This is a genomic window from Marinobacter aromaticivorans (genome assembly GCF_002806975.1).
GTDB lineage: Bacteria > Pseudomonadota > Gammaproteobacteria > Pseudomonadales > Oleiphilaceae > Marinobacter > Marinobacter aromaticivorans.
The window spans coordinates 1-14,740 of record NZ_NIHD01000007.1 but is presented as its reverse complement, the minus strand read 5'-3'; the positions used below and the strand labels follow the sequence as shown (position 1 = coordinate 14,740).

The 14,740-nt window shown below is 56.9% G+C and carries 13 protein-coding genes; 7 read left to right on the top strand and 6 right to left on the bottom strand.

The genetic code is table 11. The features are described from left to right. The first annotated feature begins 18 nt into the window (after positions 1–18). A complete protein-coding gene (locus CDH48_RS11290) occupies positions 19–1,422 on the top strand; it encodes a class II fumarate hydratase (protein ID WP_100688852.1) in 1,404 nt (467 codons plus the stop codon). 25 nt (positions 1,423–1,447) lie between these two features. Beyond that, complete coding sequence (locus CDH48_RS11285; protein WP_100688851.1) at positions 1,448–1,930, top strand: CDP-archaeol synthase; 483 nt, start codon at positions 1,448–1,450, stop codon at positions 1,928–1,930. A 12-nt stretch (positions 1,931–1,942) separates the two neighbouring features. Here CDH48_RS11285 and CDH48_RS11280 read toward each other — a convergent pair whose 3' ends face one another. Continuing rightward, positions 1,943–2,920: a metallophosphoesterase gene (locus CDH48_RS11280; protein WP_100688850.1), complete on the bottom strand. Its 978-nt coding sequence runs from the start codon at positions 2,918–2,920 to the stop codon at positions 1,943–1,945. Positions 2,921–3,077: 157 nt separating this feature from the next. Between CDH48_RS11280 and msrA the strand changes: the two genes are divergently transcribed. After that, entirely contained in the window at positions 3,078–3,758 is a 681-nt protein-coding gene (gene msrA / locus CDH48_RS11275) for a peptide-methionine (S)-S-oxide reductase MsrA (protein WP_100688849.1), read from the top strand. Positions 3,759–3,769: 11 nt separating this feature from the next. Beyond that, complete coding sequence (msrB, locus tag CDH48_RS11270; RefSeq protein WP_100688848.1) at positions 3,770–4,195, top strand: peptide-methionine (R)-S-oxide reductase MsrB; 426 nt, start codon at positions 3,770–3,772, stop codon at positions 4,193–4,195. 30 nt (positions 4,196–4,225) lie between these two features. Here msrB and CDH48_RS11265 read toward each other — a convergent pair whose 3' ends face one another. Continuing rightward, a complete protein-coding gene (locus CDH48_RS11265; protein WP_188437586.1) occupies positions 4,226–5,209 on the bottom strand; it encodes a calcium/sodium antiporter in 984 nt (327 codons plus the stop codon). 449 nt (positions 5,210–5,658) lie between these two features. On the opposite strand from CDH48_RS11265, the gene mqo reads away from it, so the two are divergent. From mqo to CDH48_RS11250, 3 genes are all read left to right on the top strand, one after another. Continuing rightward, positions 5,659–7,140: a malate dehydrogenase (quinone) gene (gene mqo / locus CDH48_RS11260; RefSeq protein WP_100688847.1), complete on the top strand. Its 1,482-nt coding sequence runs from the start codon at positions 5,659–5,661 to the stop codon at positions 7,138–7,140. Positions 7,141–7,319: 179 nt separating this feature from the next. Further along, positions 7,320–8,552, top strand: coding sequence for an ATP-grasp domain-containing protein (locus CDH48_RS11255; protein ID WP_100688846.1), 1,233 nt, complete (start codon positions 7,320–7,322; stop codon positions 8,550–8,552). Positions 8,553–8,605: 53 nt separating this feature from the next. Next, positions 8,606–10,630 (top strand): hypothetical protein, encoded by a 2,025-nt coding sequence (locus CDH48_RS11250; protein WP_100688845.1) that lies wholly within the window; start codon positions 8,606–8,608, stop codon positions 10,628–10,630. Positions 10,631–10,636: 6 nt separating this feature from the next. Here the strand turns inward: CDH48_RS11250 and CDH48_RS11245 are convergent, their stop codons facing one another. The 4 genes from CDH48_RS11245 to CDH48_RS11230 form a co-directional block, all read right to left on the bottom strand. Further along, on the bottom strand, positions 10,637–11,533 hold the full coding sequence (locus CDH48_RS11245) for a chemotaxis protein (RefSeq protein ID WP_100688844.1): 897 nt from the start codon (positions 11,531–11,533) through the stop codon (positions 10,637–10,639). 140 nt (positions 11,534–11,673) lie between these two features. Further along, complete coding sequence (locus tag CDH48_RS11240; protein WP_100688843.1) at positions 11,674–12,051, bottom strand: RidA family protein; 378 nt, start codon at positions 12,049–12,051, stop codon at positions 11,674–11,676. 9 nt (positions 12,052–12,060) lie between these two features. Further along, a complete protein-coding gene (locus tag CDH48_RS11235) occupies positions 12,061–12,828 on the bottom strand; it encodes a DUF3726 domain-containing protein (protein ID WP_100688842.1) in 768 nt (255 codons plus the stop codon). Beyond that, a complete protein-coding gene (locus CDH48_RS11230) occupies positions 12,825–14,570 on the bottom strand; it encodes a hypothetical protein (protein WP_100688841.1) in 1,746 nt (581 codons plus the stop codon). The genes CDH48_RS11235 and CDH48_RS11230 overlap by 4 nt, the downstream gene beginning before the upstream one ends. Between the last annotated feature and the right edge of the window lie 170 nt (positions 14,571–14,740).

Here is a 14,740-nt window from a genome sequence, read left to right as displayed (position 1 = left end):
GGCAGAAAAGGAGAGACCATGAGTAAAGATGGAGCCAGAGACGCAGATAGTATTACGAGAGTAGAAACCGACAGCCTGGGCGATGTGCATGTTCCTGCCGGTGCACTCTGGGGAGCCCAGACCCAGCGTGCCGTGGACAACTTTCCGGTCAGTGGCCTGCCCATGCCGCCGGCCTTTATTGCGGCGGTGGCCCGTATCAAGCAGGCTGCAGCAGAAGCCAATACCAGTCTGGGTTTGCTCGATAACAGCCAGTGCGATGCCATAACCGGAGCCTGCCAGGCGATAATTCGCGGCGAGTATGCCGATCAGTTTCCTGTTGATCGTTACCAGACAGGCTCGGGCACCAGTACCAACATGAACGTGAATGAGGTAATTGCCGCCATCGCCGCCAGTAAGGGTGTAAAGGTGCATCCCAACGATCATGTGAATATGAGCCAGAGCTCCAACGACGTGATACCAACGGCAATTCACGTCAGCTCGGTGATCGGGGTTGCTGAGCATTTGCTTCCTGCATTGACCCATTTGCGCGGTGTTATTTACGAGCGTGAAGCCCTTTTTTCCGAACAGGTAAAAACCGGTCGTACCCATTTGATGGACGCCATGCCGATTACCCTTGGCCAGGAAATGCGCACATGGCGGGAGCAGATACTTGCTGTGGAAAAACGTCTGGAGGCGGTGGTTGATGAATTGCTCGCAGTGCCACAGGGCGGCACCGCAGTAGGAACTGGCGTTAATGCACTGCCCGAGTTTTCCCGCCAGTTTGTGAAGTTCCTGAAAGCCAATAGCGGTTACTCGTTCCGCTCCATGGAGCACAAGTTTGTCGGGTTGAGCGCCGTCGATGGCCCGGTTGCGCTCTCCTCGCAATTGCGGGGTCTGGGTATAGTGCTCACCAAGATCGCCAACGATCTGCGCTGGATGAATAGCGGCCCGATCCACGGCCTTGCGGAGATCAGCCTGCCGGCTTTGCAACCCGGCAGCAGTATTATGCCGGGCAAGGTAAACCCGGTTATTCCGGAGTCTGTTGCCATGGTGGGGGCGCAGGTAACCGGGCTGGATAGCGCCAATGCCATTGCCGGGCAATCCGGTAACTTTCAGCTCAATGTGATGCTGCCACTGGTTGCCGGTAACCTGCTGGATATGATTGGTCTGCTTGCAAACGCAACAGGCATCTTGGCGGACAAGGCGATTCGGGACTTTACGGTAAACACCGATACCCTGAATGCCAGCGTTGGTCGCAACCCGGTGCTGGTGACCGCGCTGAACCCGGAAATCGGTTACGGCCCGGCGTCGGAGATTGCCAAGGAAGCCTATAAAACCGGGCGTCCGGTTATTGATGTGGCTGAGGAGAAAAGCGGGCTGAGCCGGGAGCGGCTGGAAGAGCTTCTGAATCCGCTCAAGCTGACGAGAGGCGGAATCGACTGAGGTAACGAATCAGGAGTACCGGCTCTTGCTGATATCGCTGGAGTTGTTTGTGATGCTGGTGCTGGCCAATGGCGCACCGGTTGTGGCTGCCAAAGTTTTCAGGCAGCGTTGGTCAGCGCCGGTGGATGCCGGATTGAACTGGTTTGATGGCCGCCCCTTGCTGGGTAAAAGCAAGACCTGGCGAGGTATAGCATCTGGCACACTCTCCTGTGCGCTGTTTGCCTTGGCGACCGGGCCCGGCTTTGTATTCGGCCTGCTGTTTGGTCTGCTGGCCCTTGCCGGTGATCTGGTCAGCAGCTTCATCAAACGCCGTTTGGGGCTGAATCCAAGCGCACGCATGTCGTGGCTGGATCAGGTTCCCGAGTCGGCACTTCCCGCTTTGCTGGCTGTGGGGTGGGGATTGATTGGGGGTTGGGCCGCGCTGGTGATTGTGGTGGTTTTCACGCTGGCCAATATGTGGATATCGCCATTGCTCTATCGCCTGGGTATCCGCCGCCAGCCGCACTGACGTGCATCCGCCTCACAGATTGGCGCCGCGGGTCAGTGTGTGAATGGTCACTTCCGGTGGGCAGTTAAGCCGCACGTTTACAACGGAAGTGCCAGCTCCGGGCGAGGTATACCCTTGCATGCCGTTGGCCTGCCAGTAGCCCCGGCCGAGATGGCGCGGGCAATCGGCATCCAGGGTCACGGGGATGCCTCCGGGCAGGCAAATCTGGCCACCATGGGTATGGCCGCACAGAAAGATATCGTAGCCGGCGTGGGATGCTTCCCGCCAGATTTCAGGCGTATGGCTCAGCAGAAGGCTGATACCGCCAGCGGGAATGTCGTCGCCCGCCCGGTACAGATTGTGGGCCTTGTAAAAATGCGGGTCATCAACCCCGGCAAGATACAAACGCTCACCTTTTCGTTCCACCGGAACCATCTCGTTCATCAGCAGTGCGTAACCCATATCTTCAAGGCCGGGCACCATGCGTACGCTGTCATGGTTGCCCAGAACCGCGTAGGCCGGCCCCTTGATAGCCTTGCGCAGCTGGGCCATGCCTGCAAGGGCGGCTTCAATCGGCCCCCAGGTCTGTTTCCGGTAGTCGCCGGTGAGCACACACAGGTCATAATCCAGTGTCGAAATCTGTCGTATAACTGCCTGCAGGTTGGCTTCATCCATATCCACGTGAAGGTCTGTCAGGTGGAGGATGCGAAAGCCCTCGAAGGTTGCCGGCAAACCGGGCAGGTGAAACCGGTTGTGAACAGTATTCAGGCGTCGGCTATTGGCCTGGCCGCGCCCGAACAGCCCCACTGACTTGAGGCAAAAACGGATAAAGGCGGGAGCCGTGGTAAGGTTTTCAAGGTGAAAAGAGGAACGGTTCCGGCCAAATACTCTGGCTTCAGCTTCCCGCTCAATGTTCAGGCGCTGACGGGCGTGGACCGGCCCCAGCCTGAGGCTCAGCCGGTATTCCAGAAGCTCATCCTGGTGTTCCTGTTTTCTCGCCAGTGAGGTCATCTGTATTCCTTTGATGGCAGGCGGTGGCCAGGCATTGTTTTTTGCAGGCGTCTGATCACATTATGATAGGCGACGGAAGGGATGCAACCCGGCTGATTAACAGCCACAATCTATGGCTATGGTATCCAGACATTCACATCCTTAACACGAGGTCATTATGACATCATCTTGCAGCGTCCCGGGCATGAATGTGCCCCGCAGCCGCTTCCCGGAACCGGAGCAGGATTTGCCGGCCGGTGAGGGTGAGCAAAGAGTTGTCCTTGCCGGCGGTTGTTTCTGGTGCGTGGAGGCGGTTTTTCAAGCCATGGACGGCGTAACCCGGGTCGAGTCCGGTTACGCTGGCGGCTCACAGGCAACCGCCAATTATGAGTCCGTTTGTACGGGTAGTACGGGGCATGCGGAGGTGGTGGATGTTCACTACGACCCCGCCAGGGTGAGCTTTGGTGAGCTGCTGCGGGTGTTTTTCTCGGTGGCGCATGACCCGACCCAGCTGAACCGCCAGGGCAATGACAGGGGCACCCAGTACCGTTCTGCGGTGTTTTATGAAACCCCTGAACAAAAACGCGTTGTTGAATCCTACATTCGTCAGCTTGATAAGGCAGGGGTTTATCCGGAGCCCGTAGTGACCACGCTGGAGCCTCTGGAAGCTTTTTACCCGGCTGAGGCGCACCACCAGAACTTTGCGTCAAGGAACCCGTATCAGCCATACATCATGGCTGTAGCTGCCCCGAAAATGGAAAAACTGATTGATGGTTTCAGTGACCGGCTCAAGCCGGAATATTCGGGCGCAGGCACAGCTTCAAAGTCCCATTCTGATTCCGGGAGCAACCCGGCGTGAGGAGATGATTAATGAGCCGTTCTGCCGCAGGTTATGACCTGACGCCTCTCACAGAGGCGCAAATACAGGAAAAAGCCGCCGGTCTTACACCGGAAGAGCGCGATGTGCTGCTGGATCACGGAACAGAGCATCCGTTTTGTGGCACCTTACTGGATAACAAACTGGACGGTGTCTATCACTGCCGGCTTTGTGATCTTCCCCTGTTCAGCTCGAGCGCGAAGTTTGATTCCGGCACCGGCTGGCCCAGTTTCTTTCAGCCGTTCGACAGGGACCACATACGCTATATCGAAGATACGAGCCTCGGGATGAGCCGCACGGAAGTGCGTTGCCCCCGCTGTGACAGCCATCTTGGGCATGTATTTCCGGACGGGCCTCCGCCAACAGGCCAGCGTTATTGCCTGAACTCCATTGCCCTGGTCTTCAGGGAAAACCGCTGAGCCCTGTTGGGCCCGGCCTGGTTGTGGCCGTCAGCTGGTGCTGGCGGCTACAACCGTAGACAGCAGGTAACCGGTGTAGGCCACGTAAACCAGCAGCAGAATCGATCCATCAAGCCGGCTTATAACCTTGCGCCAGCCCGTCATGCCGAAACCCATGACCAGCAGGCCAAGGGTCAGCGCCAGCATCAGCGCCCAGTCCCGGTACAGTACTTCCGGGTCCACTGACAGCGGCTGGATAGTCGCGGCCAGCCCTACAACGGCAAGGGTATTGAAGATGCCAGAGCCGAGAATGTTCCCCAGAATCAGGTCGTGTTCGTTTTTTCGCACGGCGGCGAGAGCCGAGGCGAGTTCCGGCAGTGATGTGCCAACGGCGACGATGGTCAGCCCGATCACCAGATCGCTCACACCCAGGCTCTGGGCAACGGTCACAGCCCCCCAGACCAGCAGGCGGGAACTGACAACGAGCAGCACCAGCCCGATAATCAGCCACATGATGGCGGTTTTCATGGGCATGAGATCGGGGCCCATCTGTGCATCGGTTTCACCGGTCAGGGAATCGCCATTGCCGCGGATGCCCTGGAAAATTGACCAGCCCATAACCGCAGAAAACACCCCCAGAAGAACCCAGCCGTCAAGCCGTGAGAGTTCGCCGTCCAGCAATTGCGCGCCGGCAATCAGGGTGATCACCAGCAACAACGGAAGTTCTTTGCGAATAACCTGTGAGTGTACGGTAATGGGCGCAATTACCGCGGTAAGGCCCACAATCAACGCAATGTTGGTGATGTTCGAGCCATAACCGTTACCCAGTGCCAGCCCCGGATTACCATCGGCGGCAGCCATGGCTGATACCGCCAGTTCCGGTGCAGATGTACCGAATCCGATGATTACCATGCCGATAAGAAGTGTGGGCATGCCCAGGTGTTTGGCCGTTGCTGCAGCGCCTTCCACAAACTTGTCTGCACTCCACACCAGCAAAACAAGGCCGGCGATGATTGCGCCAATAGCCATTGCCATAGATAAACCTCTGTCAGATGCCACCTGCAAAGCCGGTGATAAACCAGCCCGTAAAACCGGAGGCGGAAGGTCGGAAAGGTGTGCAAGATACCGCATAAGAGCCACCGAGGTCAGCCCCCTTTGCAATGAAGGGCAAGGATGGCAATCTGTGAGGTGTATGAGACTAAAGTTGCGGTGCTATTGCACGGCAAAGAATGGAAAATTCTTTAAGCTTACTGTTTCAGCTGTCGGTGTGATTACCTGTAACCCGGTGCAGACCACACGCAAATCCGCAATGATTTGTAATCGCAATTTATATTTGTGCAAAAAATCCGGATAATTGCGCGCACATTCAGAACGGACGCTCACGGCAACGCCCTCTTATCCCCGCGATTTGCCGGCATCCGACAGACCTCTCTGCTGATCGTGGAGGGGCGAAAAGCTCAAATACTAGCTAGGGTGAAAAACCAATGGCCGTTAAACAGGCAGACGTAGTGCTGGTCGGTGGTGGCGTCATGAGCGCCACCCTCGGCGTGATGTTAACGCAGTTGGATCCGTCCATAAACATTGTCATGCTGGAACGTCTGGATCACGTTGCCCATGAAAGCACGGACGGATGGAACAACGCAGGCACAGGTCACGCAGGATACTGCGAGCTGAATTACACGCCCGAGACCGAAGATGGCGACGTGGCCATCGACAGGGCGCTTCAGATCAATGCCCAGTTTGAGGTGTCTCTGCAACTCTGGTCGCATCTGGTCGAGCAGGGTGTGTTGCCGGAGCCCTCCAAATTCATAAACCGCACGCCACATCAGAGTTTTGTCTGGGGTGAAAAAGACGTGGCGTTTCTCAAGCGTCGCTATGAACGTCTGAGCGCCCACCATCTGTTCCGGGACATGGAATACACCGAATCGCCACGGGATCTGGAAGAGTGGATGCCATTGGTCGTCAAGGGTCGGGACCCCATGCAGCGGGTTGCAGCCACCCGTATCCGCCACGGTTCGGATGTGGATTTTGGCTCGCTGACCCGAAACATGGTGGCCTGGCTGCAAAGCCAGCCCAACTTCGAGTTGATGTTAAGCTGCCCTGTACACTACATAGACCAGCGCGACAACGGTCGCTGGAAACTCCGGGTGAAAAACCAGCACACCGGTGAGCTGACCAAGCTGGAGACAGGGTTCGTATTTCTGGGCGCCGGAGGCGGCGCTTTGCCCTTGCTGCAGAAATCGGGAATTGACGAAGCTCGTGGCTACGGCGGTTTTCCCGTCAGCGGTCAGTGGCTGGTGTGTCGTAAAACCGATGTGGTAGAGCAGCACCACGCCAAAGTGTACGGCAAGGCTCCCATCGGGGCGCCGCCTATGTCGGTGCCTCACCTGGATACCCGCATTATCAATGGTGAGCCGGCCTTGCTCTTTGGCCCCTTTGCCGGCTTCACCACACGCTTCCTCAAGCAGGGCTCGGTCTTTGATCTGTTCGGCTCGGTTCGTTCAACCAACCTCAAGCCCATGCTGTCGGTGAGCAAGAGCAATATGGACCTTACCCGCTATCTGATCGGTGAAGTCTTCCAGTCGCACAGTGACCGGGTGGCGTCCCTGCGTAATTTCTTCCCGGAAGCTGAAGAAGGCAGCTGGCAACTGCGTAACGCCGGCCAGCGCGTTCAGATTATCAAGCAAGCCGAAGGTGGTGGCGGAAAGCTCGAGTTCGGCACCGAAATTGTCGCCGCAAAAGATGGCACTCTGGCCGCATTGCTTGGCGCCTCGCCGGGCGCTTCTACCGCGGCAAACGCCATGATCAGCGTGATCGAGCGTTGCTTCCCCGGCAAAATCCGGACCGCCGAGTGGCAGGAACGCATGAAGTTGATGGTGCCCTCCTACGGCCAGTCACTGGTTAACGATGAGGCTCTCCTTACAAAAGTGCGCGAACGAACACTCGCTACCTTGAAGTTGAACTGATATTCCTCAGTGGAATCAGTGAGTTCCGCCAGAGATTCCTGCACAGTGCTGAAGCACCCTGGGCGCCGGTTTAGGTACCGGCACCCAGGGTGCTTTTTTTGTTAATACCCTAATGATATTTGCGATTTTCACCTATCGGCGTAGGGTAGAGATTACACCCTGATACAAGGAGACAGCCTGTGAGCAAACAACAATACAATCCGGACAAGGGATATGTTGCACTTCTTGGGTGGAGCCTTAACGCCGTAGAAGCCGCCGACAAATTTGACCGCCGTTACGTGGTGGTTGCGCCCGACTGGGCAGAAACCTATTGCCAGGAACATGACATCCCCTACGTACCCTGGAATTTCGAGCGCCTGAATGACCGCTCGGTCGAGATAGCCCAGACCCTCAAGGATATGGGGGTAGACGTTGCCATTCCCCTGTTTGAAGAGACCGTGGAGTGGGCCGGTGCTATCAACTCAGTGTTAATGGACAAGCCCAAACTGTTTGGCCAGGCCATGTTGCTGAGGGACAAGGCACTGATGAAACGCCGCGCCCAGCTCGGCGGCATCCGGGTCGGGATTTTTGAAGAGGCCCACGACAAGGGCGATGTAATCCGCTTTCTCAAGCGTGTGAACCAGACCTTGCTCAAACTCGATGGTGACCCCAACGACCCGATTCACCTGAAAGCCTTTGATAAGGCCGGCTGTCTTGGTCACAGGGTGATTCGCACCCCTGATGAAGTGGACTCCATCCCGGAAGAGGAATTCCCGGTACTCATGGAATCCCACCTCGACGGCTGGGAGTTTGCGGTAGAGGCATGGATTCACAACGGCAAAATTGCCTTCCTGAATATCTCGGAGTACGTCACCCTGGGCTACTCGGTGTTCGTGCCGGCGACGCCGGATCTCGAAAAATACCGGGACCAGATTCGCGGCGAAATCGAGAAGCTGATCAAGACGTTTGATATCGATTTCGGTTTTGTTCACCCGGAATATTTCGTGACCAGCGACAGCACCATGTACTTCGGTGAAGTGGCCTACCGGCCGCCCGGGTTCAAGGTTTTCGAATTGCTTGAAAAGGCCTACGGTTTCAACGCCTATCAGGGCCTGATCCTTGCGTTTGATCCGAAAACAACCGCGGAAGAAATCCAGGCCTTTTTCCCGAAAGAAGTGGTGGATGCGAAAGGCTATGCCGGTTGCTTTGGCGTGTACCCGCGCCGTCGGGTTGTCAGCAGGCTGGAGATTCCCGAGGAAACCGAAAACCACGAGTATTTTGAATCCCATGAGCTGACGCCACCGCTGGAAGAAACCGTCACCAAACGCACGGCATTTGGCACCCATTGGGGCCTGGTTTATTTCTTCGGTGAGGATCCCTATGTGATGCGGGATTTGCTGAAGCATCAGGAAGATCTGGATTTCTATGTATAATCGGGTGATGCATTACATCAAACGGGTTTTATGCAGGCCCTGAGGAACATCGGTTGAACGATCACCAATCAGGCAGTGCAGCGCCGGCTGTCAATCTGGACAAGCTGGCCCAAAGACTGGACGATGCGGTTCTGGCGCTGGAAGAAAGCCGGTCTTTTGCGAAGGTTGGCAAGCTTCCCCTCGTCTTCGACCTTGTGCGCAGGATACTGTTGCAGCCGGAAGGCTGCGCAATTATTGAGGCACGGGCCGAACGCCTGGAAAAGGCCGGCGTTTTTGAAGGCACAGACTGGGCCGAGCCGGCTATTCTGCTGCCATCACTGACCACTCATTCCCTGCAAAGCAAGAGTGCCGACACAGTGGTTGTGGAGGCGCTCAGCGAGCTTCGGTTGCTGGCGGTTGCGCGCGGAGCCTATGTGCATCCCACGGTGTCGGCTGAGCAGGCTCATCATTACCTCACGCAGGTTCTGGCGATCAACCTTGGCCTGCTGTTTGGTATGACCGGGGAGGCTGAACGTGAACAGGGCCGGCTGGCGCTGATCAGCCAGCACGTTGTGCAGCATGTGGCCCGGCACATCGGTTATGAACACGTTATAGACAGCCTGATTGAAGAAATCTGGCGTATTCTGCAGCAGCGACCAATCCAGGTGGCTGATGTGCGCAAGATGATTACCCAGATTGCGATTTGCCGGGCCGAGCCGGGCGCCGATCTTGGCAGTGCCGGGCGCGGAGCCGACCGGCTGATCTCGAGTTTGTACGGCCCGACCCGCGGATGCAGCGAAGACCCGGGTACAATCATTTACCAGCAGCGCCTGGAATCCATGGACGGCCAGGCCCTGCAGAACGAAGCCACCGGCTTCGCCCGCTCCATGCACGATACGGGGCTTGTGGCGCCTTATCATGCGACCTTTGTGCGTTATATACTTGATGGCCAGGACAATCTGCTCAGCGAAGCGCTCGGGCTGTCCAGCACGGGCCGTGACTGCCTGCTATGTTACCGGGAACTGGTGCACGCACTCATTACCGAGGGTATTTTTCCTGAGACAGCGCAGGGTTTGTACGGCCTGGCGCTTATGCTGGAAAGGGGCATCCTGTACCAGCCCCCGGTGGCGCCCGCGCTCTGGCGCCAGGTCCGGCTGAATCTTTGCCCGCAGGCTCGCGAGCGCCTGCAGTTTGCCTTTGGCTACCAGCCCCAGGCAGCCGCCTGGCTGATCCAGGGCGTGCTGAATATGCTGGGGCAGCCGCTGGGCGTCGGCCAGGGCAACAACCCCACCTGCCAATCTGCCCGCGCATTATCCATGTGGGCCTACAACGACCCGGACTACATGCTGCAAATGGTTGCGTGGGCAGCCCGGGATAACGAAATCATCATGCATTTTGAAGGGCAGCCGGTATCGTCGGCCCACAGCCTTGGCGGTGTTGCCTCGGAAGTCACTCTTGATCTGGACCCGGTTTCACTGGTTGTGGTTCCGCATCTTGACCGGATTTACGGTGAGATGGGGCGGATGTGCATAGGACGCGAAGGCGACCCGCACAGGTGGGTAAACCCGGAATTTCACGGCTGGTCTGCAGGGCGAGGATTTGCCATCAACGTGGATGTGGCCACGGGTAACCTGCACGATCTGGAAGGGTTTCTCCGGCACTTCTACGCCAGCTACCATCCCTATTACAACGGTAACCAACCGCTGATTCACCCGCAGCCGGCGGGCATTGCCGTGACCGACAGGGCTGCACGTTTCATAGGCTGGCATGCGATCACCATTTTACGGGTGGCGCTGGATCCGGAAGGCGAAATGCGCGCCTATTTCTACAACCCGAACAACGACAGCGGCCAGAGTTGGGGTGACGACGTGAATGTAAGCACAGAAGGCCGTGGTGAACGATTTGGTGAAGCGTCTCTGCCGTTTGAGCAGTTTGCGTCCCGGTTGTATATCTTCCACTTTGATCCACTGGAGCGGGGCGAGCCGGCGGACGTAGGCGAAGAAGAGCTGCAACGGGTAATGGCACGGGTATACCGGAGCTGGGGCAGAAATCGCGTTCCCGCGCTGGATCTGCAAGCCGAGCCGCCTCAAACCGAGTGAGCAGTGTTACGCCTGCTCCCCGGGCTGGCGGGCACCCCTGAGCATGGCTTGCAACAGCTCATCCGCATCAAATTTGGTGAGAGCCTCGTTAGCCCCCACCTGATTGGCATAACTCAGGCTCATTTCACTGTTCAGGGACGTGTGCAGAATGATGTAAGGCTGCTTCAGGGCGCTGTTGTCCCGCACGTTAAATGCCAGCTCATAGCCATCCAGCCCGGGCATTTCAATATCGCTTACCAGAATGTCTACCGGCTTCCCCCGCCCGTTATCGTTCAGCAGAAACTGCAGCGCTTCATCGCCGTTACTGGTGACCTGATAGGAAATGTCTTTGGCATCGAGCGCGTCACACAGCTGTTTCCGGGCTACGCGGGAGTCGTCCACCAGCAGAATATTAAGGGCTTTGAGGGTTTCGCTCTGTACGTCGGTGAGAGTTACATCGCGCGGTGCCAGGGATTCCGGATACACATTTGCCAGCAGCAACTCCACATCCAGTAACTGGATAATATCTCCTTCCACATCCAGCAGGCCGGTTATAAAGGCCTTGTCGCCCAGCGCCGCTGGTGGCGACTTTACCTTCTTCCAGTCGATCTCGATGATCTTTTGTACGCCACGCACCAGAAAGCCGGTTTCCTGACGTTGAACATCGGTGATGATGATGGAGGCGGTTTTGAGTTCTTCAGGTTCCAGCGGCGGATAGCCAACGGCAGCAGCCATATCAATCACTGGTACAGAGGAACCGCGGAAACTGACGGTTCCGGCAACAGCATGATGGCTGTGAGGGAGTTTGGTGAGTGGCTTGAAAGGCAATATTTCGCGAATTTTCAGCGTGCCAATGCCGAACAGCCGGTTACCGGACAATCGGAAAAGAAGAAGCTTCTGGGACTGTTTGCTTGTGTTGGTCATAACCCGATCCTTACGGATGGTTCCCGGCGACGCAAGAAGGTTACCGGGAGCCATCAAATACGACAGATGCTAAACATAGCAAGCTTACGGCTTGCGATCATCTGTTAAATCGGAGTATTGATGGATCAGGAGGCGCCGGCTCAGGGTACAACCGCATAAGCGAGGATTTCTACCAGCATTTCTTCGCGGGCAAATCCGGACACAATAATGGCAGCCCGGTTCGGGAAAGGCTCCGCTACGAAATCGCCATACACGCGGTTAACGGTGGCAAGGTGCTCCCGGTTTGTCACATAGATAACAACCTGCGTGAGGTCGGAAACCTGGCTGCCGGCGCTTTCCAGAGTGTGTTTGAGGTTTGCCAGAGTCTGAATGATCTGTGGTTCGATGCCACCGTCAACAACCTTGCCCTCGGCATCGATGGGAATCTGTGCTGTAAACAGTATGCCGTTGCCCACGGTTGCCCAGGCCAGGGGAGATTTGGAGGCGGGCAGGTCTGTATTAACAGGATAGGGGTTCATAGAGAGTCCTCAGTCGTTGTCGTTTGTGCCGGCACCGGCACCCTGGCGTGAGTCGTCAGACGCTTCTACCAGCATCCTGGTAGCCAGCAGTTTCAGGCGTTCCCAGAGTTCCGGGTCTACTTCGATGCCTTCAACCAGTGAGCGTTCATGCCAGTCCGCCATGGCTTCGCGGTTCTGGCGAATCAGGTCGTTCGGCGGCGCGTCTGGCTTGAGATCAGGCAGCAGGTCCACGTGGTTCACCATCACCAGCGTTATGCCGTCGTTGGGCTCCGTGTCGTCCGGAGTTGATGGCAGGCCATACATGCATATCTCGGGCTCAGCCTCACCAGATTTGAAGCTCACCAGAATTTCGGTCAACGGTTCATGGGAATTGCGCCAGAAGGCGGTAACGCTCATGTTGCGCCGGGCTATACGAGAAAGATAACCCACGATCAGCATGCGGTTATGGCAGTGGCGGATCTTGGTAACCGAGAGACCTCTGGCGCGGCACTTCGCGTAACCCAGTTCAACAGCCAGGCTGGCATGGCCGAGCACCGTTTTGTGCTGGGCATCGACAACGCACAAATCCGCGTCCTGGTAGATCAGCTCGGGCGGCTGGGACTTGTCCTCGTTGAGCAGGAAATCCAGGCCTTTCCTGAGTGCGGCAATGCCGTCCAGACCATGGGCTTCCATCCAGGCCACCATGTCGGCTGCATCATTGGCATCGCCTTCGTCAAAACCAATGGCAATGAAGGCTTTCCGGGACAGCCCCTGCAATTCGTTGAACGAGACTTTCATGTCACTTTACCCTGAAGGATAAGGTTGTTGTTATCGAGTTGTGGTTCCAGAGGAAAGCCCCAGTCGTCCAGTTGTTCCAGTGAACGCTCAGGGTTGGTCAGCTCGCAAGGCCGCGGTGCGCCCTGGAACAGCGTAATGCGCACCCAGCGGTCGGATTTCGGGTCAAATCGGCTGGCACCGAAAAACGACAGCTTGGTTCTTAACAGGTGCATGGGCTTCATATCGCGATGCCACAGATTTGCACGGATTTCACCGTAGGGTGTCTCCCCCATTGTCTGGATCCGGCGCACACATTCCTTTTGCTCCGGGTGGGCCAACAGGAACTCCACAACCATGGCGTTTGGGTTCTGTGCCAGAAATTGCTCAAGTTTGGCGTGGCAACGGCTGATCCGGGGGCCAATGGCCAAAGCGGTTTCCTTTTCTGCTCCGGATTCAGCGCCCCGTACACCCAGCCTTGGCTCTTCTTTTTCAACGGAGCGGTACCAGAACCAGTAATTATCATCAGGGCAGTCCTCGCGGTAGCTCAGAGCCCAGCTGAATTTCTGGTCAATCAGGCTTTTCAGTTGTTTTGCTTTCATATCCGGCTGTAAATCCATGGATTCGTGACAGCCGAGTTCGTCATCCAGCTTGTCTACCAGATTCGGGTAGAGTTCGATCAGCATGGTATTGATCAGCTCCTGGGCTTCCAGGGAGCAATGGCCCCGGGCCCAGGTTATCAGCTCTTCGTAAAGCCCCGGATGGGCTGGTGTCCGGTCCAGCCAGTCTATGGTTTCCGTTACCGACCTGGCCGTCTCCTGGTTGCGCAGGGCCTGTTCCCGGTCCTCTGTCTGTGTTTGTTGCAGGTGTTTGAGGGCGCGTGCCATCAGTTCCTGCAGCTTGGCGTGGGTCTGTTCGGTCGCCGCTTCCTGACGGGCGTACGCCAGTGCCCGTTCCCGGCCGTAGACCCATTGCTGAATCAGTTGGGGATGGTTAATCAGGAAGGGGGCCATGCCCAGCCCCGTGGAGTTGCCAATGCCCAGATAGCGCTCCAGTTCCGGATGCAGGGTTGTTGCCTGTTCCGGCGACTGTACTTTGGCAAGATGGTTGAGCTGATCAATCGAGAATTGGCGCAACACGTAAACAGCCAGCATTTGTGCGGCGAACGGGCGATTGAAATCCGGGTTACGCTCAAGCCGGGCAAAGTCGGCAATGCCGAACTTGCCGTTGCCATAGACTGCGGTGGTTCTGTAAAGGTAGCCCACAGCGGTCAGCCAGGCCGGGTCGGGTTGCCGGCCTGCGGCCAGGGCGCCGATAAACTGGCTGAAGTTGCGCAGACTTTTGTTGGCGCGCGAGAGCACCAGAACCCGCGGGTGCTGTCTCCCCGCCTCTTGCAGCGGGACGTTGGCGGCCATTTGCTCCAGCAACGAGTTCTCCACTTCGCCTTCAACCACAGCAAAAGTGACATCCCAGGCCTCTGCGATAACCCGGTCCGAGCGTTGCTCCGGCGTCAGGTCTCTGGAGAAAATCACACAGTGGTAACAGTTGGCCGGAGTTTTGATGCGGTAGATCGCAAGGCCGTGGCCTTTCGCGTCCAGATCAAACACCGTATTCACAATCTGCCAGCGTTCTGTGATCATCTTCCGCATCAGTGACCGGACAAAGCTGAGCCTGCTGGCAAACATACTGCCAAGTCGCTCCAGCTTCATCACTTCGCGAGCAGGACGTAAATTGTATAATTCGGATGCAGACGTTGCTGAAATCATGGTGTCACCCCTGCCTGTTCAGGCTTTTTTCGGTACGGCGTTTTCAGTAGCGATCAGATTCTGTTCGCGCGCCATGGCATAGGCCGCTTTGGGGCCAAGCCATAACGAGGGTAGCAGCACCAGCGAGACCGGGATGGCCGTGATCACGATGAACTGCTGCAGCACACTGA

Bases quoted from the DNA above. Each gene is read 5' to 3' on its own strand.
- CDH48_RS11290 (WP_100688852.1), top strand. From the start codon at position 19: ATGAGTAAAGATGGAGCCAGAGACGCAGATAGTATTACGAGAGTAGAA.
- CDH48_RS11280 (WP_100688850.1), bottom strand. From the start codon at position 2,920: ATGACCTCACTGGCGAGAAAACAGGAACACCAGGATGAGCTTCTGGAA.
- msrA (WP_100688849.1), top strand. From the start codon at position 3,078: ATGACATCATCTTGCAGCGTCCCGGGCATGAATGTGCCCCGCAGCCGC.
- msrB (WP_100688848.1), top strand. From the start codon at position 3,770: ATGAGCCGTTCTGCCGCAGGTTATGACCTGACGCCTCTCACAGAGGCG.
- CDH48_RS11265 (WP_188437586.1), bottom strand. From the start codon at position 5,209: ATGGCAATGGCTATTGGCGCAATCATCGCCGGCCTTGTTTTGCTGGTG.
- mqo (WP_100688847.1), top strand. From the start codon at position 5,659: ATGGCCGTTAAACAGGCAGACGTAGTGCTGGTCGGTGGTGGCGTCATG.
- CDH48_RS11245 (WP_100688844.1), bottom strand. From the start codon at position 11,533: ATGACCAACACAAGCAAACAGTCCCAGAAGCTTCTTCTTTTCCGATTG.
- CDH48_RS11240 (WP_100688843.1), bottom strand. From the start codon at position 12,051: ATGAACCCCTATCCTGTTAATACAGACCTGCCCGCCTCCAAATCTCCC.
- CDH48_RS11235 (WP_100688842.1), bottom strand. From the start codon at position 12,828: ATGAAAGTCTCGTTCAACGAATTGCAGGGGCTGTCCCGGAAAGCCTTC.
- CDH48_RS11230 (WP_100688841.1), bottom strand. From the start codon at position 14,570: ATGATTTCAGCAACGTCTGCATCCGAATTATACAATTTACGTCCTGCT.